We start from the raw sequence: 20,028 nt of genomic DNA on the forward strand, positions 1-20,028 counted from the left end.
GCTCGGGGAAGTCGGTTGGTCGGCGATTGCCGGGTGATTTAGTCGCCGCTCGTGCTGGCGGTGCCCTGTGGCATCGCTGCGGCGGGTTCGTCACGACGGCGCAGCAAGGTCATGAAACGGGAAGTGGGTGCCGGGCGCTCGGCCGGGGCAGCGACCGCCGCGGCTGCCTGCTCGCCGAGGGCGTTGGTCTGCTCGCGCAGCTCCTTCTGCAGCCGGAAGACCGACTGCGGGCGCTCGGACGGCGTCAGCCTGAGGCACCATTCGACCAGGTCGACCAGGCCGCCGGTGTAGCTGCTGCGCAGGCGCGTAATGCCGTCGGCCATGCGGTCGTCCTTCTCGCGCTGGTTGGCTTCCTGCGGGGGCATGCCGGCCATGCAGGCGTAGAGCGTGGCGCCCAGGCTGTAGATATCGGTCCAGGGGCCGAGCTCGCTGTGCTTGCCGTACAGCTCGGGGGCCGCGAAGCCGGGCGTGTACATCGGCTGGAAGCGGGCGGCTTCCATCGTCAGGATCTGCCGCGCGGCGCCGAAATCCAGCAGGATCGGCGATTCGTCTTCGCGCAGGTAGATGTTGCCGGGCTTGATATCCAGATGCAGCAGCTTGTGGATATGCACCTCGCGCAGCCCGCTCATCAGGTCGTGGAAAACCTTGCGGATAAAATGCTCGCGCAGCACCTTGGCGCGGCCCTGCTGGCGGGCGGCAAGGATATGCTCCTGCAGCGTTTTGCCCATCTCATAGTTCATCACCATGTAGACGGTGGCGTTCTCGCGGAAGAAATTCACCACGCGGACGACGCTGGGATGCGAGATACGGGCGAGCGAGCGGCCCTCTTCGAAGAAGTATTTCAGGCCCAGCCGGAACGACGCGGCGTTTTCTTCCGGCACCACCGGGATCAGTTCCCCCGGGTTGCGGCGCGCCAGCGACGATGGCAGGTATTCCTTGATGGCTACCGGCGCCCCCGTTTCATCGGTAGCGAGATAGACGAAACTGAACCCCCCGCTGGCCAACTTCTTTACAATACGATAGTTGGACAACAGCGTGCCGACGGGCAGTGGTGCACTCTTGGGTTGTGTAGTGCCCTTGGATTCTGTCATAGGTATAGGGACCTGAATTGCCTCCGGATTGTCACGGCTAATCGGTCACTTGTAAAGAACACAATAGCGGGCTTTTTTGCCCCATTTCGGCGTTATCAAGCCGCCTTTCAGGCGGGCCGGCCGTCGTTTCGACCGACTTCGGCCCGTCCGCCATTTCGCGAGAACATCCAATGATCCACAGCATGACAGGTTATGGCCTGGCAACCCGCCAGGCACCGCTGACAAACGCGCAGGGCGAGCCCAGCGGCAGGACGGCTTCCGTTTCGGTGGAATTCCGTACTGTCAATTCGCGTTTTCTCGACCTGTTGTTCCGGGCCCCTGAGGAATGCCGCGCCTTTGAGCCGGCCCTGCGCGAAATGCTGATGGGCGAACTGTCGCGCGGCAAGCTCGAATGCCGCATCAACCTGCAGCGCACCGATACCGGCGGCGCCACGCTGGCGCTGAACGAAAACCTGCTGGGCCAGATCCGGGCGCTGGAAGCCACCGTGGCCGGAACCTTCAGCGGCGCCGGCACGCTGCGCATGGGAGAGATCCTGCGCTGGCCCGGCGTGCTGGTGGAGCCCGAACTGTCGCAGGAATCGCTGCGCGAAGCCGTGATGGGCGCCGCGCGCGAGGCCCTGAGCCAGCTGCTGGAGGCGCGCCGCCGCGAGGGCGAGGCGCTCAAGGCCACGCTGGTGGAGCGCATCGAGGCCATGCTGGCCATCGTCGAGCGCCTGACGCCGACGATCCCGCAACTGATCGCACACCACCAGGAAAAGCTGACCGAGCGCCTGCAAGAGGCTTTCAACCTGGCCGCCCCGCAGGGCATGCCGTCGATGAGCCGCGATGAAATCGCCGAGCGCATCCGCCAGGAAGCCACCGTCTACGGCATCCGCATCGACATCGCGGAAGAATTGTCGCGCCTGCAGGCGCATCTGAACGAGACCCGGCACATCCTGAAGAAGGGTGGTCAGGTCGGCAAGCGGCTCGATTTCATGATGCAGGAGCTCAACCGCGAAGCCAACACGCTCGGTTCCAAGGCTGCCGCCAAGGAGCTGGCCGATGCCTCGATGGAGCTCAAGCTGCTGATCGAGCAGATGCGCGAACAGATCCAGAACCTCGAATAAAGAACGATTCAAGAAACATCATGAGCGACACGTCTCACACTGCCATCGATACCGTCTACCCCGGCAACCTCTTCATGGTGGTGGCACCGTCGGGGGCCGGCAAGTCGACCCTGGTCAATGCCCTGCTGGCCGAAGATTCCGCCATCCGCCTGTCGGTCTCGCACACCACGCGCGCGCCGCGCCCCGGCGAGCAGAATGGCCGCGAGTACCACTTCACTACGGTCGACGCCTTCCGCGCCGCGCGCGACCGCGGCGAATTCCTGGAATGGGCCGAAGTGCATGGCAACTACTACGCGACCTCGCGCGTGTGGATCGAGGAACAGATGGCCCAGGGCAACGATGTGCTGCTTGAGATCGACTGGCAGGGCGCGCAGCAGGTGCACCAGCGTTTTTCCAACGCGGTCGAGATCTTCATCCTGCCGCCTTCGCTGACGGCGCTGGAAGAGCGCCTGAAGAAGCGCGGCCAGGACGAGCCGAATGTGATCGTGCGCCGCCTGCTGGCCGCCGGCAGTGAAATGTCACATGCGTCGGAGTCGGACTACGTCATCATCAACGAGGTCTTTGCCGACGCGCTGGAGCAGCTGCGCGACGTGGTTCGTGCTACCCGTCTGCGCTTTTCGTCGCAGAAGGCCCGGCACACCGAGCTCTTTATCGAGCTCGGGATTCACTGAGCTAGCGCGCCTCCGGAGCGTTTTCCGCAGGGTGCTGTAAAATGGCTACCCAACGAACAGGTTTTGTCCCAAGGTGGATTTGATATGGCGCGTATTACCGTCGAAGATTGTCTGAAACACATCCCGAACCGCTTCGAGCTCGCACTGGCGGCCACGTACCGTGCACGGCAGCTGGTGCAGGGCCATACTCCCAAGGTCGAAGCCAAGGACAAGCCCACTGTGGTCGCGCTGCGCGAAATCGCATCGGGCCAGGTTGGCATCGAGATGCTCAAGAAGGTCCCGACCTGATTTCAGGGGCGGCCGTGGTTCAGCCTTGCATCGTGTCCTCAAGCATCCATCCGGATTCCAGGGGCCGCCCTTATGCCTTCTTCCCAGCCTTCCTCGCCCACCGTCCCGCCCGGCCATCCGGCCGGCGCTGCGCTCCCGCGCGCCGAGACGGGCAGCGAAGCTGGCCCGGCACCTGCGCGTAAGCGCGCCACCCCCGGCCAGTCATCCGTGAACGCGCGCACCGGCGCTCCCAACCTGCCTGATCCGCTCGGCGACAATGTTGTCGGCGAGCGAGCCGTTGTGCCTCCGATGGCGCAGGGCAAGGCACGGGCGGCCGCGTCGGCGGCGCGGGACGAGCTGGCTGCGGTGCAGGAAGCACCACCGGCGGCCGCCGGTGACGATCTTTTTATCGATGCAGTGCTGGCGGAGTCATACCGGCACTTCTTCGGCCCGACCTCGCAGCCGGCGGTTCCGCCGCGCCAGCAGGTCATTTCCATCACCCGGCTGATGGAAAAGCTCGCGTACCTGAAGGCGCCCGACCAGGCGCTTGTGCGCGAGGCCTTCCAGTTTTCCGACGAGGCCCACCTGGGCCAGTACCGCCAGAGCGGCGAGCCGTATATCACCCATCCGGTGGCGGTGGCCGAGCTTTGCGCCGACTGGAAACTGGATGTGCAGTCCATCATGGCGGCGCTGCTGCACGACGTGATGGAAGACCAGGGCATCACCAAGAGCGAGCTAGCCGAGAAATTCGGCCCCAAGGTCGCTGAACTGGTGGATGGCCTGACCAAGCTGGACAAGCTTGAATTCCAGAGCCGCGAGCAGGCGCAGGCGGAGAGCTTCCGCAAGATGCTGCTGGCGATGGCGCGCGATGTGCGGGTGATCCTGGTGAAGCTGGCCGATCGCACGCACAACATGCGCACGCTCGATTTCGTGCCGCCGGAAAAGCGGCGACGGATCGCGCTGGAGACCATGGAGATCTATGCGCCGATCGCGCACAGGCTCGGTCTCAATACGATCTACCGCGAATTGCAGGAGCTGTCGTTCAAGGTCGGCTCGCCGTTCCGCTACGCCACGCTCGAAAAGGCGGTCAAGGCCGCGCGCGGCAATCGGCGCGAGGTTGTGAGGCGCATCCTGGAGGCCGCGCAGAAGGCGCTGGCCGATGCTGGCATCGTCGCTGAGCTCTCGGGGCGCGAGAAGACGCTCTACAGCATCTACCGCAAGATGCACGACAAGCAGCTGTCGTTCTCGCAGGTGCTCGACGTGTATGGCTTCCGCGTGGTGGTCGAGACGCAGATGCACTGCTACATGGCGATGGGGGCGCTGCACGCCCTGTACAAGCCGATGCCCGGCAAGTTCAAGGACTACATCGCGATTCCCAAGATCAACGGCTACCAGTCGCTGCATACGACGCTGGTCGGGCCGTTCGGCACGCCGGTGGAGTTCCAGATCCGCACGCGCGACATGCACCAGATCGCCGAGGCAGGCGTGGCCGCGCACTGGATGTACAAGCATCAGGCCGACCATGCCAACGATATCCAGCAGCAGGCCCACCAGTGGCTGCAGTCGCTGCTCGATATCCAGAGCCAGACCGGCGATTCGCAGGAATTCCTCGAGCACGTCAAGATCGACCTGTTCCCCGACGCGGTCTATGTGTTCACGCCGAAGGGCCATATCCGCGCCTTGCCGCGCGGCGCGACCGCGCTCGATTTTGCCTATGCCGTGCACAGCGACCTGGGCAACCAGTGCGTGGCGGTGAAGATCAACAACGAATTGCTGCCGCTGCGCACCGAGCTCAAGAGCGGCGATATCGTCGAGGTCGTGACCGCGCCGTATTCCAAGCCGAATCCGGCATGGCTGGCATTCGTGCGTACCGGCAAGGCGCGCGCGGCGATCCGGCACTACCTCAAGACCACCAAGCTCGATGAGGCCATCCAGCTTGGCGAGCGCTTGCTGGAGCAGTCGGCGCGCCAGCTCGGCATCGAGCTGAAGGCGGTGCCGCAGTCAATCTGGGACCGCATGATCCAGTGGACCGGCAACAAGCATCGCGAAGACATCTTCGCCGACCTTGCGCTGGGCCGCCGCGTGCCGGCGGTGGTGGCCAAGCGCATGGAGATCCTGCTGCAGGAGCTCTCCGGCGACGTCGACAGTGCGCTGCTGGCCGCGGTGCAGACCTTCGCCGGCGAAGAAGCGCCCGCGGTGGCTATCACCGGCGACGAAGGCATGTCGATCGTCTTCTCGGCCTGCTGCCGCCCGATTCCCGGCGATTCGATCGTTGGCTACCTCGGCAAGGGCGAGGGCCTGCAGATCCACGTGCAGGACTGCAAGGTGGCCAAGCGCCTGCACAGCAAGGACCCCGAGCACTGGATCGACGTGATGTGGGCCAAGAAGACCGCGCGCGCGTTCGACGTGTCGATCCGGGTGATGGTGCGCAACGTGAGGGGCATCGTCGCCCGCGTGGCTGCCGACCTGACCGCGGCCGATGCCAACGTCGCGCACGTGGCGATGGAGCAGCAGGACGGCAGCCATCAGGAAGCGACCTACATGCAGTTCGTCATCCAGGTACAGAATCGCCTGCACCTGGCCAACGTGATGCGGGCACTGCGCCGCAATCCTGACGTTATTCGCATCTTCCGCGACCGCAACGACGGCTAGGAGGCCGTTTCAGGACGATTCTGGCGTCGTTGCGCGGCCTTGCCGTACCGGCTTGTACTGTCTGCGGCCGCACCCTTGCAGGGCGCGCATGCGCTGGCAGGCGCATGCCGCTACGCAGGCGGCTCGCTTGCGAGCCGAATTCCCTGCTTCGCCCTAGCCAGAACCGCTGCGCTTCGCCCTGAAACGGCCTCCACGCTCACTGCGCAATTCGCGGCGGATAGCGGACCTCCAGAATCTCGATCTGTTCGACGCCTGCCGGTGTTCGCAGCGGCACCGTGTCGCCTTCGCGCGCCTTGATCAGCGCCTTGGCGATGGGGGAGATCCAGCTGACGTGGTTGGTGTCGAGATCGACCTCATCCATGCCGACGATGGTAATCGTGGTTTCCTCGCCGGCGCGGTTGGCGTAGGTGACGGTCGCGCCGAAGAAGATCTGGTCGTTGTCCCCTTGCAGCGACGGATCCACGACTTCAGCCTTGTCCAGCCGGCGCGTCAGGAAGCGGATGCGCCGGTCGATCTCGCGCAGACGCTTCTTGCCGTAGAGATAGTCGCCGTTCTCGGAGCGGTCGCCGTTGGAGGCCGCCCACGAGACGATCTGCACGACGTCGGGCCGGTCGACGTCGATCAGGTGCATCAGCTCATCGCGCAGTCTCTGGTAGCCGCTGGCAGTGATGTAGTTCTTGGTGCCGGGGGGGAGTGGCGTTGCGCCTTCGGGAAGGTCGTCGTCCTCGTCGCCTGACGACTCTTTGACAAATGCCTTGTTCATGGTCCGGATCACTTCTTGGGGTAGTCATTATAGAAAATCGGCTGCGGGCGAGCCAAACCGACAAAATGTGCGCCAAGGGGGTTCACAAATCCAAAAATTCAGATATAATCTTTTTCTCGAGTGCGGCTGTAGCTCAGTTGGATAGAGTACTTGGCTACGAACCAAGGGGTCGTGGGTTCGAATCCTGCCAGCCGCGCCACCTATTAAAAGGGCTTCCGGAAACGGAAGCCCTTTTTCATTTCCTCTCCCCAATTCTCCGCTTTTCGCGTTGCTTCGCCCTGCATCAGGTCGGGGCTGCCTGCCAATGCCACGCCGCTGGCCTTGAAGTCACACGCTCACGCACCTAGGCTCGAAGTCAGGCACGACTTCATCATGAGCGGAGAAAAGCATGGGCGATGCTGAGTGGCGTGTGGAAGCGTATCGCGGCATGGATGTCTATGCCCTGGTTTCCCAGCAGCACGATTACGGTGTGCGCAGTCTCGATGTTGCGGGGCGCTGGCGCTATGAAGTGCGCGTGTGCCAGGAAGGTGCGGATCCTGCGGACGCGGGCGACACCGAATTGCTGACCAGCGGCGAGCAGTACTTCGCCACGCGCCACGCTGCGGAAGTCGCGGCATTCGGCGCCGGCTACGCATTGGTCGACCGGTTGCTCGGCCCCGCGCAATAGCCACTTTGCAGCGCCTGGCGGGCTTGCGCGCCGCATTCCATCTTTATTGCGGTGCTGGCAATGGCTTATATCATGTCATGATCTATTGCCCCTCGCGCGATGCACGCCAGAGCGTTGATGCGTCGATTTCGCGCGCAGCGAAAGATAGTGCTTGCGTTGCGCGCGAGGATCACCCATAATCCGTCTCCTTCAGACGCGGGGTGGAGCAGTCTGGCAGCTCGTCGGGCTCATAACCCGAAGGTCGCAGGTTCAAATCCTGCCCCCGCAACCAACGCCTTTCTTGTTGTTCTCAGGCCGTCCGGCCGCAATTCCCAAACTTGTTAGTTGCCTGTCCGCAGGCGGATGACTCGCGTCTGCGGTCACGCTTTCCGCGTCATTGAGCGGCCTCGCGATGCAAGCCTATGCAGGCGTGCCTGCGAGACTGGCCGCGCGCGCAAAGGTGTCTCTCACAAGCGGCTGGCCTTCGCGGTCTGCGGCATCGGCGCGTTCGCGCAGGCGTTTCGCCAGCACCGCCAGTGTGCCGCTCGATCTTGCATCGCCATCGGCGCGGCACCTCGTCACGGCTTCGCCGATCGTCGCGTCAAGTTCCTTGCTGACATCGGCGCCGTCGAAGGCGCTGACTGACAGGGCGGATACACGTTCCAGGTAGAGATTGACCAGCGCTTCGTCATGTAGCGGTTCGGGCATGTCGTCTCCTTGTCGATGGCGGGACCATACCCAGTCATTGTAGTGGAGCAGGCGCCTGCTCCAAATCAAATAGTAATGATTCTTGTTTATGAGCTACTGATCTTTCTCTTACAATTCCCGATTCCGTGCCGCCCGCACCCGTGCGGCCACCAGCAATTCCTTGTTCCGAGAGGTTGTCGCCATCATGCTGCTGCAAATTCCCGACGTGTTATCCAAGGCGCAGGTCGCCCAATGCCGGCAGATCATCGACGCAGCGGAGTGGACCGATGGCAACGAGACCTCCGGCTATCAGTCGGCCCTGGCCAAGCGCAATCAGCAGCTGCCCGAGGGATCGCCGGCGGCGCGGCAGGTTGGCGAACTGATCCAGGACGCGCTGGGCAACCACGCGCTGTTCTTTTCCGCGGCGCTGCCGCTCAAGGTATATCCACCGCTGTTCAATCGCTATGAGGGTGGCCACACCTTCGGCAATCACGTCGACAACGCGATCCGCTACCTGCGGGGCACCAGTTTCGCATTCGCAGCGATCTCTCGGCGACGCTGTTCCTGACCGAGCCCGATGACTACGACGGTGGCGAACTGGTGATAGAGGACACCTACGGGCAGCAGCACGTGAAGCTGCCGGCAGGACACCTTGTGCTATATCCCGCGACGAGCATCCACCATGTCACGCCCGTCACGCGCGGCGCGCGGGTGTCGTCGTTTTTCTGGATGCAGAGCATGGTCCGCGATGACGGGCAACGCGCCATGCTGTTCAAACTGGATGGACGGATTCGCCAGGTCGCCCAGCAAATGGGCCAGGAGCACGATGCCGTGATCGGCCTGACCGGGGTGTATCCCAACCTGCTGCGGCGCTGGGCTGACGCCTGAGCCGCCATAGCAAAACGCCGGCAGAAGCCGGCGTCGAGCGTTGTCAGCGACGATCTCGCAAGTGTTCAAGCGGGTGTGGCTGGATTCGCCGTCGCGCCGGCCTGAGCACGCGGTTCGGCCACAGCACGTAGTTGGTGTGCGGGTCCAGTGGCTTGCCAAAATACGAAACCCAGACCTGAACACCGTGCTCGGTTTCGGAAATGATTGCTGCCACGGCACGCGCCGCAACGGAAGGGGATTTGAGGAGTTCTGCCAGCGCCTCGACGCCCTGGACAACGTGATGCTTTACTCCTGCAAACCATGCGTACTGACGCATGGCGGATAACAAACGCTTGGTCATTAACGCGACTCTCCTGATGGAATGCGGATGAGACTATAGCTCGTTCGCTTCGTTCAGTGCATCTCGCGATACACCGGGAAAAACCCTCGATGGGCTGCATTTTGTGCGGCTTGGGGCACGCACCGGCGCATCTTGCGCCGGGTCAGCCACTCCGGTCGGGAGCCAGTCCTGAGAGTACCATTCCCAGCCGGTCGAGCGCCGGATCGATGTCCAGCAGGTCGATCGCGCCAAAGCCGAACAGCAGCCCGGCGCAGGACTCGGGCGGATTGGCGTAGAAGGGATCCAGCGTCGCGAGGTCGAGGTCTGCCAGCCGGGCAAGCGACACCAGCATGTCTGCCTGCAGCGGCACCCGCAGCCGTGCCGCGAGATGAAAACCGGCGGACGCCGGCAGCGGCTCCAGCCAACGCGCGAGGTCGCCGCCGAGCCGGCTCAGCAGGCGCGTCCGGCGTTGCGCGTGCCGCACATGCGAGCGGCGGATATGGCGCAGCAGATGGCCCTCCGACATGAAGCGCGCCAGCGCCTGCTGCGTGAGGGTGGGCGTGTACCAGTCCATCAGGTGCCGGACCTTGCGCGCGGCCGGCATCAGCCACGGTGGCACCACCAGATAGCCGCCGCGCAGGTTGGCCACCAGCGTCTTCGAGAATGTGCCGAGATACACCACGCGATCGTGGCGGTCCATTGTCTGCAGGGCGTCGAGGGCTTGCCCGCCGTAGCGGAACTCGCTGTCGTAGTCATCCTCCAGGATCACCGCGTGCCGCCGTGTCGCCCAGTCGAGCAAGGCTTGCCGGCGCGCCAGGCTCATCGGAACGCCTAACGGAGACTGGTGCGAGGGCGTCACGTAGACCATGACGGCGTCCTGGGGCAGGGCATCGACGACAAGACCCTCAGCGTCGACAGGCACCGGCACTACCCGTGCGCCCATCCCCTGGAAGAGGGCGCGGGCCATGGGGTAGCCCGGCTCCTCCATGGCAACCACCGCGCCGGGGCCAAGCAGGAGCCTGGCCATCAGGTCGATTCCTTGCTGCGCGCCATTGGCGACCATGATGTCGGTCGGGGCGCTCAACACGCCGCGGGTGAAGGCGATATGCCGGGAGATCGCCTGCCGCAACACCATCTCGCCCGCAGGCTCGGCGGGTCCGGGGGCGCGATTTCGTTCCGATACCAGTGCGGCACGCACGCAGCGCGCCCAGGCGTCGTGCGGAAAGCGGGTGGTGTCCGCCTGCCCCGGGCGGAAGCCGTAACGGGCGCCGCCTCCGCCGGGCTCGAGAAACGGCGTGTCGACCGCCATCCAGCGTCGCACGCCCGCTGGCAGGATCCGTGCAGCCGGCTCAATGGCAGGCGGGCGGGCCAGGCCGTCTCCCACATAAGTCCCGTCGCCCACGCGCGCGCGCAGCCAGCCTTCCGCAATCAGCCGTTCATACGCCGTCGTGACGGTCTTGCGCGCCACGCCCACCTGGCCGGCCAGCAGCCGCGTCGGCGGCATCCGCTGGCCGGCGGGCAGGCGCCCGGCCTGGATGGCGTCGCGGATCTGGTGGACGATCTGGGCGGTCAGGTCGTGGCTGTTGTCGAGCGAGAGATGGAATTCCATGCGAACCAGGAAATTGGTCTACCAATCTTGTGAAGAATTGGCAGTGTACGGCACCAATCTCGCCGTCTATCGTACATACCACTGAGGGCGCAATGCCGTGCCCCGGCCACAAACTAGGAGAACTCCATGGAACAACGACTGAATCTGCAGGACGCGGCCCCCGAGGGTTACAAGGCGATGGTCGGGCTGGAAATCTACCTGGCCCGCTGCGGGCTGGAGTCCAGCCTGAAGGAACTGGTCAAGCTGCGCGCCTCGCAAATCAACGGTTGCGCGTTCTGCCTGGACATGCACGCCACCGATGCACGCAAGCACGGCGAGAACGAACGCCGCCTGCATGTGCTGCCGGCCTGGCGCGAGGTCAGCTGGTTCAACGCCCGCGAGCGTGCCGCGCTGGCCTGGACCGAAGCATTGACGCTGTTGCCACAAAGCCAGGCGCCAGATGCCGACTACAACGCCGTGCGTGAAGTGTTCTCGGACAAGGAAATTGCCGACCTGACCTTGCTGATCGCCACCATCAATGCGTGGAACCGCTTTGGCGTCGGTTTCCGCCTCCAGCCGCCGGCGGTCTGAGCGCGGTTCAACCTCCACATCGGTCTGATTGACAAGGCCATGCCGGTGCATTAGCTTCAGTTGCAGATACTGCACAATTGGACCGGCGGCGCCGGCGTGGAGGCATTGTGGAGGCACCGGAAATCCCTGAGGTCCGGCGTGACAATGGCAAGTCGGTCCGCCGGCACGTTCCGCGCGGCGCGCACACCGCAATCGGCAACGTGGACCGCGATCCGGTCGAGTTGCTGGAGCTCAGCAGCGAAGGACGCGTGCCCCGGCTGGTGCCGCTGCGCTACGGGCGCATGATCGAATCGCCCTTTGCCTTCTACCGCGGCAGCGCCATCGTCCAGGCGCATGACCTGGCCGGTACGCCCAATTCCGGGCTGCACATGCAGATCTGCGGCGACTGCCACCTTGCCAACTTCGGTGGGTTCGCCTCGCCCGAACGGGCGCTCATTTTCGATCTCAACGATTTCGACGAAACCAGCTTCGGCCCGTGGGAATGGGACCTGAAGCGCGTCGCTGCCAGCTTCATCGTGGCTGCGCGCCATTTGCGGCACAGCCCCGGCGTTGCCGACGATCTGGTCTACCAGCTGGTCCGCAGCTACCAGTCGCGTATGCAGTCCTATGCCGAAATGAGCATCCTGGACACCTGGTATGACCGGATCACGTTCGACCGGTTGCTGGAAGAAGAAACGTCGCCCGTTGTCCAGAAGCGGATCCGGCGCGGCATCGAACGCGCCGCCGACCGGACCCACGAATCCCTGCTGCCGAAGCTGGCGGAACGGGTCGGCGACAGATGGATCATCCTGGATGCGCCGCCGGCGCTCTTCCACGTGCGGGGCAAGCAGACCCTGTTCGACAAGGACGACGACTGGATGACCAAGGACGACGCGGAGGCAACCGCTTCCGTGGAGAAGGTCTTCAAGGAATACCTCGCCACGCTGGCGCCGGATCGCCGCGAGCTGCTTTCCCATTTCACGCGGCACGACGTGGCCTTCAAGGTGGTGGGGGTGGGGAGCGTTGGCACGCGCTGCCTGATCCAGCTGATGATCGACCGCCACGACAAGCCCCTTTTCCTCCAGGTGAAGGAGGCCAGCCGCTCGGTGGTTGCACGCTACTTCAAGGGCCCGGCGGTGACGCACGAAGGCCGCCGCGTGGTCGAAGGGCAGCGCCTGATGCAGGCGGCCAGTGACCTCTTCCTGGGCTGGGGCAAGGGCCCCTTCGGCCGCCACTTCTACTTCCGCCAGTTGCGGGACATGAAGCTGTCGCCCCAGATCGAACTGATGGACGCCGAACTGCTTGGCAAGTACGCCGCGCTGTGCGGCTGGGTGTTGGCGCGCGGCCACGCCAAGGCGGGGGGGCTGGCTGCCGAGATCACCGGCTACCTGGGCCGCAGCGACCGCATGGCCGAAACGATGGTAGCCTATTCGAACGCCTATGCCGATCAGGTCGAGAAGGACTACGAGCGCTTCGTGGCGGCGTGCCGCTCCGGACGGCTGGAAGCCCGCACCGATGCGGACATGGCGGCGGATTTCCGCGTGTAAGCGTGAAGTCGTGGTGAAGTGACTCGCAAGGAGAATGGCTGGATGACTGAAGACACCTTGCTGCAACTCATGGTGGAGGTCGAGAAGGAAGACCCCATCGACTATGCCAACCTGCCGTTCGACGACGCCGCGCTGCGCCAGCTGGCGTGCAAGCTGATCGCCGAGCGCTCGGTGCAGATGGAGGCCTCCGGCATGCCGGTCGAGGCGCTACTGGCCACCATGTGGGCATCGACCGCCAAGCTGGTGCTCGAGAACATGGTGCTCAATGCCCGCCTGCTGACGCTGCAGGGCATGCCGGACGATGCCAGGGCCCTGATCGAGCGCATTGCACGCCAGTCTCGCGGCCAGCCCTGAGCGAATCGGGCCGCTTTGTAGCCGCCTCGCCCGGGCGGCCCGGGTCACATTCCGATGTGCGCTTGCCGTTTCACGGTGCGGCAAGGCTGCGTTTCGCTAAAATATCGGTTTTCGCCCTCACGGCTATACTGTCGCGCGCCCGCACGAGCGGGCGGCACGGTTTCGGACTGACTTGGAGGATTTCGGGTGATCAAGTGGATAATCGTCGCGGGTTACCTCGGTGCCATCCTGTATGTGCACTTCCGCGGCAAGGTACGACTGCGCATCTGGCGCCAGCTGCTGGACCATTCGGCGCTGGTCGCGCCGGTGAACTGCTTTATGTACGCCTTCTCGGGCGTGCCGCGTACGCCCTACATTCCGGTGGAGAAGTTCCCTGAGCTGGAGAAGATCCGCGCCGCCTGGCCGGAGATTCGCGATGAGGGCCTGGCCCTGGCCACGATGCGCAAGATCAAGGCCGCCGAGAAGAACGACGACGCCGGCTTCAATTCCTTCTTCAAGTACGGCTGGAAGCGCTTCTACCTGAAATGGTACGAAGCCCATCACCCATCGGCCGAGACGCTCTGCCCGAAGACGGTCGAACTGCTGCGCGGCCTGCCCAGCGTGAAGGCCGCGATGTTCGCCGAGCTGCCGCCTGGCGGCAAGCTGAATCCGCACCGCGACCCGTTTGCCGGTTCGCTGCGCTATCACCTGGGCCTTGCCACGCCCAACGACGACCGCTGCTTTATCGAGGTGGACGGCGAGCGCCACAGCTGGCGCGACGGGCTGGGCGTGGTGTTCGATGAAACCTACCTCCACTGGGCCGAAAACAAGAGCGACGCCAACCGGCTGATCCTGTTCTGCGATATCGAACGTCCGATGCGCTATGGCTGGGCCGGCAAGGTCAACCGCTGGCTGGGCCGCAAGGTGATGACCGCGGCCAGTTCGCCGAATGACGAGAATGACAAGACGGGCATGATCAACCGGCTGTTCCGCTTCGTCTGGATAGCTGGGCAGTACCGCCGCCGCTACAAGGCGTGGAACCGCAAGCTGTATTACGTGACGAAGTTCGGGCTGATCGTGGCGGGTGTGGCGCTGATCGTCTACCTGTGATGAGCAAGAGAGCCGGCGCAAGCCGGCTCTTTGCGTTCGGCCGGTTGCCGCCGCCAACGCTTACTCACATTCCGACCCGGAGATTTTCATGCGTGATTGCATTGGCCTGTGCCTGATTGCTGCCACGGTCGGCCTTGCCGCGTGCAACACCACGCCCGCGAGCACGACCGCGATGCCTGCGCAGGACGCAGCGCCTGTCGGCATGGCGAACCCTGCGTCGGTCAACTGCACACAGCGCGGCGGCAAGCTGAGCATTGTGTCGACGCCCGCCGGCCAGGTCGGCATTTGCACCTTCCCGTCCGGCCAGCAATGCGAGGAATGGGCGTTGATGCGCGGCGACTGCGCGCCGGGTTGATGCCCGTTCAGTCGCCGCGCCGGTCGTCGCCCAGCGATTCGTAGTACGCGCGCTTGGCTTCGTACATGCGGCTGTCGGCCAGCTTGACGATGTCGCTGAGCCGTTCGCCCTGCGTGCACGTGGCTGTGCCGATGGAGAAGCTCAGGCCGGTGCCGGGATAGAACTGGTTGTTCAGCTCCACCACCTGCTGGATCTGCTCGACGACCGTAGCCGCGCCGCGCTCGTCGCGGCCGGCCAGCAGCACCATGAATTCGTCACCGCCGGTCCGGGCAACGCACGCCTGCTCGCCGACCGCCTTCTTCAGCACCTCGCCGGTACGGCGCAGCAGTGCGTCGCCGTCGCCATGCCCGAACTGGTCATTGACCGTCTTTAGCCCGTTCAGGTCCACCGCCACCACGCTGACCGGCCACGGCCCCTTGCGGCCGAGCCTGGCCAGCTCGTCTTCGTAGAAGGCCCGGTTGTAGAGCTTGGTCAGCACGTCGTGCTTGCCGAGGAATTCCACATAGGCCTCGGCCTTCTTGCGCGCCGTGATATCGGTGAGCGACACGAGCACCTGGTCCCATTCGGCCTCACGGCCAGGGAAGACCGACCATTGCATGAATACGTCCACCGCGCGGCCATCCAGCGCATAGTTGATGACCTCGCGCTGCTGCCAGAGCTTCTCATGCCAGAGATCGATCAGCTGCTCGGCAAAGTGGATCCGCATGTCATCGCGGAAGACGTCGCCAAGGCGGGACAGCAGGATCTCCTTCGATGCCGCGCCGAACATCAGCAGGGTCTGCTGGTTGACGTCGAGCACGCGGATTTCCTGCATGCAGCGCGAGACAAAATCCGGATGCACGTTGAGGAAGGTACGGAAATCCGTGATGCCGGCCGCGCGGACTTCATCGAGCAGCATCTTCACGACGCTGAAGTCTTCCACCCACAGCGACACCGGCGAATGCTCGAACAGCCCCAGCGCGTACTGCTCGCCGCGGCGCAGTTCGCGCTCGGTGCGCACGCGTGCGGTGATGTCCTCGATCGACAGCAGCACGCGTTCCCACGTGCCTTCGTGGCCGGGCATCACGGTGGCTTCCAGACGGATGTCCAGGCGCTCGCCATCGAGCGTGTAATTGACGGTCTGGCTGGAGAAACGTTGCCCGCCATCCCACAGCTGGCCGAGTTCTTCCACGTGCTGATCGAACATGTCGTCGCGGAAGACGGTGTCGAGATTGGCGACGAGATCCTCGCGATCGGCGGCGCGGAACAGATCGAGCGTGCGCTTGTTGACCGCGATCACGCGGATCAGCGAGGAGCAGTGCGCGACCTCGGCCGGGTTGGCGCGCAGGTGGGCGCGCAGGTCGGTGACGCCGTCGGCGCGCAGGCGCTCGAAATATCGCCGCACTGCGCTGAAGTCTTCCAGCCAGAGCGAAACCGGCGCCAGCTGAAACAAGATTTGATAGTCGTCGTCGAGGCACGACGCTGCGGATGCGTTGCTCAAGGCCATATCCCTTCTTCTTTTTCGTTCCCGTTTGCGCAGCGAAAACCCGTCTTTCGCCCCGGGGACCAGCCGGGAAAGGGTATCTGCGCCAGCGCGTTAGGATAGGCCAGCGCACCGGAAATTGGGAGCGGTATTGCAAAAAGGGAGGGTGCGCCAGGAGATGTATGAAGCACAGCGAGTGCGCGCCTGCCTGTCCGGACCGCCGGCGTCGCTGTTCCTCACGCCGATTCCCGGCCCCGGCGCCCGAAAAACTATAAAATTGCGCTCCGGCCGGCCTGGTACGTTCCCGTGCCCAACCCCCCGGCCGCAGTTTCCTGGTTCCCCATGCTACGTCTAAGTGAAGTCAAACTCCCGCTCGACCATACCGAAAGCGACCTGGATGCCGTCGTGCGCGCCAGCCTGGCGCAGATCGGCGTCCAGGGCGACGGCCTGATCGGCTATACCGTTTTCCGCCGCGCCCACGATGCGCGCAAGCGCTCGGATATCAAGCTGACCTACATCATCGATATCGAGGTCAGCGACGAGGCCGCGGCGATCAAACGGATGGCGGGCAAGCCCAACTGGAGCGTGACGCCCGACATGACGTACCACTTCGTCGCGCGCGCGCCGGAGGGCGGCGTGCACCCGCGCCCGGTAGTGATCGGCATGGGACCGTGCGGGCTGCTGGCCGGGCTGCTCCTGGCGCAGATGGGCTTTCGCCCGATCATCCTGGAGCGCGGCAAGGAAGTCCGCGAGCGCACCAGGGACACCTTCGGGCTGTGGCGCAAGAGCGAGCTGAACCCCGAATCGAATGTGCAGTTCGGCGAAGGCGGCGCGGGCACCTTCTCGGACGGCAAGCTGTACAGCCAGATAAAGGACCCGAAGCATTACGGCCGCAAGGTGCTCGATGAATTCGTGCGCGCCGGCGCGCCGGAAGACATCCTCTACAAGGCGCGCCCGCATATCGGCACGTTCCGCCTGGTGAGCATGGTGGAGAAGATGCGGGCCGAGATCTTCGCGCTGGGTGGCGAGGTCCGCTTCGAAACGCGCGTGGACGACATCGATATCGAGAACGGCAAGGTGCGCGGCCTGAAGCTGTCCAACGGCGAATACCTGGAGTGCGACCACGTCATCATGGCGGTGGGCCACAGCGCGCGCGACACCTTCAGGATGCTGCACGACCGCGGGGTGTTCATGGAGGCCAAGCCGTTCTCGCTGGGCTTTCGCATCGAGCATCCGCAGGGCCTGATCAACCGCAGCCGCTTCGGCAAGTTTGCCGGCAACAAGCTGTTGGGCGCGGCCGACTACAAGGTGGTGCATCACTGCAGCAACGGCCGTTCCGTCTACAGCTTCTGCATGTGCCCGGGCGGCACGGTGGTGGCGGCGGCGTCGGAGCCGGGCCGGGTGGTGACCAACGGCATGAGCCAGTACAAGCGGGCCGAGCGCAATGCCAATGCGGGCATCGTGGTGGGTATCACGCCGGAAGACTATCCGGGCGGACCGCTGGCCGGCATTGAATTCCAGCGGCATTGGGAAGAGCGCGCGTTTGAGCTGGGTGGACGCAACTACTGCGCGCCGGGCCAGCTGGTGGGCGATTTCATCGCTGGCCGGCCTTCGACGGCGCTTGGCTCCGTCGAGCCCTCGTACAAGCCGGGCGTGACGCCGACCGACCTCAGCACGTCGCTGCCCGACTACGTGATCGAAGCCATTCGCGAAGCACTGCCGGAAATCGACAAGAAGCTGCCAGGCTTCGCGATGCACGATGCCGTGCTGACGGGCGTGGAGACACGTACGTCGTCGCCGCTGCGCATCCGCCGCAACAATGACGACTACCAGAGCATCAACGTGCAGGGCCTGTATCCGGCGGGCGAGGGCGCGGGCTATGCCGGCGGCATCTATTCCGCCGCGATCGATGGCATCGAAGTGGCCGAAGCGGTGGCGCTGAGCATCGTCAACGGCCAGCGCGGTGCTTAAACTCCGCTGAGGTAGGCCGCCGCGCCGAGGCCGGCGGTCCGCCCACTGGCGAAGCAGGCGGTCAGCAGATAGCCGCCGGTGGGGGCTTCCCAGTCGAGCATCTCGCCGGCGCAGAACACGCCGGGCAATGCCGACAGCATCAGGCTTTCGTTCATCGCTTCAAAGCGGATGCCCCCGGCGCTGCTGATCACTTCGTCGATCGGCCGCGCGCGCAGCAGTCGCAACGGCAGTGCCTTGATAGCGGCGGCCAGCGTGACAGGGTCGTGCATCGCATCCTTCGACAAGCATTCGCGCAGCAGTCCCGCCTTGACGCCGGTAATGCCCAATCGGCTCTGCAAATGGCTGGACAAAGAGCGGGCACCGCGCGGACGCATCACCTCCGCGTTGACGTGCCCTGCGCTCTGGCCTGGCAGCAGATCAAGCCTGATCACGGCCTCGCCGTCACGCTCGACCAGGTCGCGCATCGGGGCCGACAAGGCATAGACCAGGCTGCCTTCGATGCCGCCGGCACTGATGACGAATTCCCCCTGCCGATAGTGTTCCTGGCCGCCGCAGTCGGTTATCGCGATAGCGACCGGCTTGACCGGTTCGCCGGCAAAGCGCTCGGCAAATACCTCGCTCCATGCCACGTCGAAGCCGCAGTTGGCCGGCCTGAGCGGCGCGATATCGACGCCGCGCGCCGCCAGCAGCGGGACCCATGCTCCATCCGATCCGAGCCGGGCCCAGCTTCCGCCGCCGAGCGCGAGGACCACGGCATTGGCCTCGACGCTGACATCGCCCTGCGGCGTGGCAAAGCGCAGCGTATGACGGTTGTTGCCATCGACAGCGCCAGCCTCCCATCCCAGCCAGCGATGCCGCATATGGAACCGCACGCCCGCTTCGCGCAGGCGGTGCAGCCATGCGCGCAGCATCGGCGCGGCCTTCATGTCGGTCGGGAAGACCCGGCCGGAGCTGCCGACAAAGGTTTCGATGCCAAGACCGTGCACCCAGTCGCGCAACGCCTGCGCGCCAAAGCCGGCCAGCATCGGCGCAATCTCTTGCGCGCGCTCGCCGTAGCGGCCGAGGAAAGCGGGCCCGGCTTCCGAGTGCGTCAGGTTCATGCCGCCCTTGCCAGCCATCAGGAACTTGCGGCCGACCGAGGGCATGGCATCGTAGACCGCAACCCTGGTGCCGCGCGCCGCCAGCACCTCCGCCGCCATCAGCCCGGCCGGACCGCCGCCGATCACGGCGACTTCGATGCTGGACGAGTGGGTGGCGGGCGTGGTTTGAGAGGTTTCAGCTGATGGCATCGGGGGGCGAGGAAATGGGGGAGTCGGGCGGTGCGGACACACGTCAGGCCAACGGCCGCTTCCGCCGCGGATTATAGAGCCTGCGCCGGGGCTAAAATGACGGTTTCCTCCGCATCGCCGCCATGTCTTCAGTCACCAGCCCCGCCGACGCCGTAATCGCCGCCACCCGCCACTGGCTGGAGCGCGCCGTGATCGGGCTCAACCTCTGCCCGTTTGCGAAAAGCGTGTATGTGAAGGAACAGGTCCGCTATGTGGTCAGTACGGCGACCGAAGCGCCGGACGTGCTGGATGACCTCGAGCGCGAACTGAAGCTGCTGGCCGACGCCGATCCGGCCCAGATCGACACTACGCTGCTGATCGTGCCGGACGCGCTGGCCGATTTCATCGACTACAACGACCTGCTGTACTTTGCCGAGCGCCTGCTCGGGAGCCTGCGCCTGGAAGGCACGCTGCAGATCGCCAGCTTCCATCCGCAGTACCAGTTCAGCGGCACTGAGCCGGACGATATCGAGAACTACACCAACCGCGCCCCGTATCCGATCCTGCACCTGCTGCGGGAAGACAGCATCGCGCGCGCGGCGGCTGCGTTTCCCGATGCGGCGGACATCTACGAGCGCAACCAGGAAACCATGCGGCGCCTCGGCCATGAAGGCTGGCGCCGCTGGATGGCTGGCAAGGGCGACGACGCGGAACAGTAAACCCGGAGCCGGCGT

19 protein-coding genes, 2 tRNA genes and 1 pseudogene are annotated in these 20,028 nt (G+C 64.7%); 15 read left to right on the forward strand and 7 right to left on the reverse strand.

Going from position 1 to position 20,028, the window contains the following annotated elements; all coding sequences use genetic code 11:
- Window positions 1-38: 38 nt before the first annotated feature.
- Window positions 39-1,091 (reverse strand): serine/threonine protein kinase, encoded by a 1,053-nt coding sequence (locus RM96_RS12550; RefSeq protein WP_039010883.1) that lies wholly within the window; start codon window positions 1,089-1,091, stop codon window positions 39-41.
- Window positions 1,092-1,261: 170 nt separating this feature from the next.
- Here RM96_RS12550 and RM96_RS12555 point away from each other — a divergent pair, with 170 nt between their 5' ends.
- From RM96_RS12555 to RM96_RS12570, 4 genes are all read left to right on the forward strand, one after another.
- Entirely contained in the window at window positions 1,262-2,197 is a 936-nt protein-coding gene (locus tag RM96_RS12555) for a YicC/YloC family endoribonuclease (RefSeq protein ID WP_039010884.1), read from the forward strand.
- Window positions 2,198-2,217: 20 nt separating this feature from the next.
- Entirely contained in the window at window positions 2,218-2,868 is a 651-nt protein-coding gene (gmk, locus tag RM96_RS12560; protein WP_039010885.1) for a guanylate kinase, read from the forward strand.
- 84 nt (window positions 2,869-2,952) lie between these two features.
- Window positions 2,953-3,156: a DNA-directed RNA polymerase subunit omega gene (gene rpoZ / locus RM96_RS12565; RefSeq protein WP_006578656.1), complete on the forward strand. Its 204-nt coding sequence runs from the start codon at window positions 2,953-2,955 to the stop codon at window positions 3,154-3,156.
- Between the two features lie 207 nt (window positions 3,157-3,363).
- Window positions 3,364-5,787, forward strand: coding sequence for a RelA/SpoT family protein (locus RM96_RS12570; RefSeq protein ID WP_039011042.1), 2,424 nt, complete (start codon window positions 3,364-3,366; stop codon window positions 5,785-5,787).
- A 196-nt stretch (window positions 5,788-5,983) separates the two neighbouring features.
- Here RM96_RS12570 and greB read toward each other — a convergent pair whose 3' ends face one another.
- Complete coding sequence (gene greB / locus RM96_RS12575) at window positions 5,984-6,550, reverse strand: transcription elongation factor GreB (protein WP_039010887.1); 567 nt, start codon at window positions 6,548-6,550, stop codon at window positions 5,984-5,986.
- 122 nt (window positions 6,551-6,672) lie between these two features.
- Between greB and RM96_RS12580 the strand changes: the two genes are divergently transcribed.
- The 3 genes from RM96_RS12580 (at window position 6,673) to RM96_RS12590 (ending at window position 7,488) form a co-directional block, all read left to right on the forward strand.
- Window positions 6,673-6,749, forward strand: a tRNA-Arg gene (locus RM96_RS12580).
- A gap of 189 nt (window positions 6,750-6,938) precedes the next feature.
- On the forward strand, window positions 6,939-7,217 hold the full coding sequence (locus RM96_RS12585) for a hypothetical protein (protein WP_039010889.1): 279 nt from the start codon (window positions 6,939-6,941) through the stop codon (window positions 7,215-7,217).
- Window positions 7,218-7,411: 194 nt separating this feature from the next.
- Window positions 7,412-7,488 (forward strand) — tRNA-Met (locus RM96_RS12590).
- Between the two features lie 128 nt (window positions 7,489-7,616).
- Here the strand turns inward: RM96_RS12590 and RM96_RS12595 are convergent.
- The gene (locus RM96_RS12595) at window positions 7,617-7,904 is read right to left on the reverse strand and encodes a hypothetical protein (RefSeq protein ID WP_039010890.1); all 288 of its coding nucleotides are present in this window, start codon (window positions 7,902-7,904) and stop codon (window positions 7,617-7,619) included.
- A gap of 184 nt (window positions 7,905-8,088) precedes the next feature.
- Here RM96_RS12595 and RM96_RS12600 point away from each other — a divergent pair.
- A pseudogene (locus RM96_RS12600) lies at window positions 8,089-8,771 on the forward strand (Fe2+-dependent dioxygenase).
- Between the two features lie 43 nt (window positions 8,772-8,814).
- On the opposite strand, the gene RM96_RS37055 reads toward RM96_RS12600, so the two are convergent.
- Entirely contained in the window at window positions 8,815-9,111 is a 297-nt protein-coding gene (locus RM96_RS37055) for a hypothetical protein (RefSeq protein ID WP_082016532.1), read from the reverse strand.
- 142 nt (window positions 9,112-9,253) lie between these two features.
- Window positions 9,254-10,699, reverse strand: a complete 1,446-nt coding sequence (gene pdxR, locus RM96_RS12605; protein ID WP_039010891.1) for a MocR-like pyridoxine biosynthesis transcription factor PdxR — start codon at window positions 10,697-10,699, stop codon at window positions 9,254-9,256.
- A 126-nt stretch (window positions 10,700-10,825) separates the two neighbouring features.
- On the opposite strand from pdxR, the gene RM96_RS12610 reads away from it, so the two are divergent.
- The 5 genes from RM96_RS12610 to RM96_RS12630 all read left to right on the forward strand — a co-directional run bounded on the left by RM96_RS12610 (window position 10,826) and on the right by RM96_RS12630 (window position 14,593).
- Entirely contained in the window at window positions 10,826-11,269 is a 444-nt protein-coding gene (locus tag RM96_RS12610) for a carboxymuconolactone decarboxylase family protein (RefSeq protein WP_039010892.1), read from the forward strand.
- Between the two features lie 107 nt (window positions 11,270-11,376).
- Window positions 11,377-12,795, forward strand: coding sequence for a DUF2252 domain-containing protein (locus tag RM96_RS12615; RefSeq protein WP_039010893.1), 1,419 nt, complete (start codon window positions 11,377-11,379; stop codon window positions 12,793-12,795).
- Between the two features lie 42 nt (window positions 12,796-12,837).
- Complete coding sequence (locus RM96_RS12620; RefSeq protein WP_039010895.1) at window positions 12,838-13,149, forward strand: hypothetical protein; 312 nt, start codon at window positions 12,838-12,840, stop codon at window positions 13,147-13,149.
- 186 nt (window positions 13,150-13,335) lie between these two features.
- A complete protein-coding gene (gene lpxO, locus RM96_RS12625; RefSeq protein ID WP_039010897.1) occupies window positions 13,336-14,238 on the forward strand; it encodes a lipid A hydroxylase LpxO in 903 nt (300 codons plus the stop codon).
- Between the two features lie 88 nt (window positions 14,239-14,326).
- Window positions 14,327-14,593: a putative hemolysin gene (locus RM96_RS12630; protein WP_039010899.1), complete on the forward strand. Its 267-nt coding sequence runs from the start codon at window positions 14,327-14,329 to the stop codon at window positions 14,591-14,593.
- Window positions 14,594-14,600: 7 nt separating this feature from the next.
- On the opposite strand, the gene RM96_RS12635 is transcribed toward RM96_RS12630, so the two are convergent.
- Window positions 14,601-16,079, reverse strand: coding sequence for a sensor domain-containing diguanylate cyclase (locus RM96_RS12635; protein ID WP_238587249.1), 1,479 nt, complete (start codon window positions 16,077-16,079; stop codon window positions 14,601-14,603).
- 318 nt (window positions 16,080-16,397) lie between these two features.
- Between RM96_RS12635 and RM96_RS12640 the strand changes: the two genes are divergently transcribed.
- Complete coding sequence (locus RM96_RS12640; protein WP_039010902.1) at window positions 16,398-18,026, forward strand: NAD(P)/FAD-dependent oxidoreductase; 1,629 nt, start codon at window positions 16,398-16,400, stop codon at window positions 18,024-18,026.
- On the opposite strand, the gene RM96_RS12645 is transcribed toward RM96_RS12640, so the two are convergent.
- Window positions 18,023-19,315 carry a TIGR03862 family flavoprotein gene (locus tag RM96_RS12645; protein WP_039010907.1) on the reverse strand — a complete coding sequence of 431 codons (1,293 nt, stop codon included), beginning with the start codon at window positions 19,313-19,315 and terminating at the stop codon, window positions 18,023-18,025. The two genes, RM96_RS12640 and RM96_RS12645, sit on opposite strands and share 4 nt — an antisense overlap.
- Before the next feature lie 122 nt (window positions 19,316-19,437).
- Here RM96_RS12645 and RM96_RS12650 point away from each other — a divergent pair, with 122 nt between their 5' ends.
- Window positions 19,438-20,013 carry a DUF1415 domain-containing protein gene (locus RM96_RS12650; protein WP_039010910.1) on the forward strand — a complete coding sequence of 192 codons (576 nt, stop codon included), beginning with the start codon at window positions 19,438-19,440 and terminating at the stop codon, window positions 20,011-20,013.
- Window positions 20,014-20,028: the final 15 nt, after the last annotated feature.

Origin of the sequence: Cupriavidus sp. IDO (assembly GCF_000812465.1) — a bacterium.
In the GTDB taxonomy this organism is placed as follows: domain Bacteria; phylum Pseudomonadota; class Gammaproteobacteria; order Burkholderiales; family Burkholderiaceae; genus Cupriavidus.

Bases quoted from the DNA above. Each gene is read 5' to 3' on its own strand.
- RM96_RS12645 (WP_039010907.1), bottom strand. From the start codon at position 19,315: ATGCCATCAGCTGAAACCTCTCAAACCACGCCCGCCACCCACTCGTCC.
- RM96_RS12595 (WP_039010890.1), bottom strand. From the start codon at position 7,904: ATGCCCGAACCGCTACATGACGAAGCGCTGGTCAATCTCTACCTGGAA.
- RM96_RS12635 (WP_238587249.1), bottom strand. From the start codon at position 16,079: ATGGCCTTGAGCAACGCATCCGCAGCGTCGTGCCTCGACGACGACTAT.
- RM96_RS37055 (WP_082016532.1), bottom strand. From the start codon at position 9,111: ATGACCAAGCGTTTGTTATCCGCCATGCGTCAGTACGCATGGTTTGCA.
- pdxR (WP_039010891.1), bottom strand. From the start codon at position 10,699: ATGGAATTCCATCTCTCGCTCGACAACAGCCACGACCTGACCGCCCAG.
- RM96_RS12620 (WP_039010895.1), top strand. From the start codon at position 12,838: ATGACTGAAGACACCTTGCTGCAACTCATGGTGGAGGTCGAGAAGGAA.
- greB (WP_039010887.1), bottom strand. From the start codon at position 6,550: ATGAACAAGGCATTTGTCAAAGAGTCGTCAGGCGACGAGGACGACGAC.
- RM96_RS12610 (WP_039010892.1), top strand. From the start codon at position 10,826: ATGGAACAACGACTGAATCTGCAGGACGCGGCCCCCGAGGGTTACAAG.
- rpoZ (WP_006578656.1), top strand. From the start codon at position 2,953: ATGGCGCGTATTACCGTCGAAGATTGTCTGAAACACATCCCGAACCGC.
- RM96_RS12630 (WP_039010899.1), top strand. From the start codon at position 14,327: ATGCGTGATTGCATTGGCCTGTGCCTGATTGCTGCCACGGTCGGCCTT.
- gmk (WP_039010885.1), top strand. From the start codon at position 2,218: ATGAGCGACACGTCTCACACTGCCATCGATACCGTCTACCCCGGCAAC.
- RM96_RS12640 (WP_039010902.1), top strand. From the start codon at position 16,398: ATGCTACGTCTAAGTGAAGTCAAACTCCCGCTCGACCATACCGAAAGC.
- RM96_RS12550 (WP_039010883.1), bottom strand. From the start codon at position 1,091: ATGACAGAATCCAAGGGCACTACACAACCCAAGAGTGCACCACTGCCC.
- RM96_RS12555 (WP_039010884.1), top strand. From the start codon at position 1,262: ATGATCCACAGCATGACAGGTTATGGCCTGGCAACCCGCCAGGCACCG.
- RM96_RS12650 (WP_039010910.1), top strand. From the start codon at position 19,438: ATGTCTTCAGTCACCAGCCCCGCCGACGCCGTAATCGCCGCCACCCGC.
- RM96_RS12585 (WP_039010889.1), top strand. From the start codon at position 6,939: ATGGGCGATGCTGAGTGGCGTGTGGAAGCGTATCGCGGCATGGATGTC.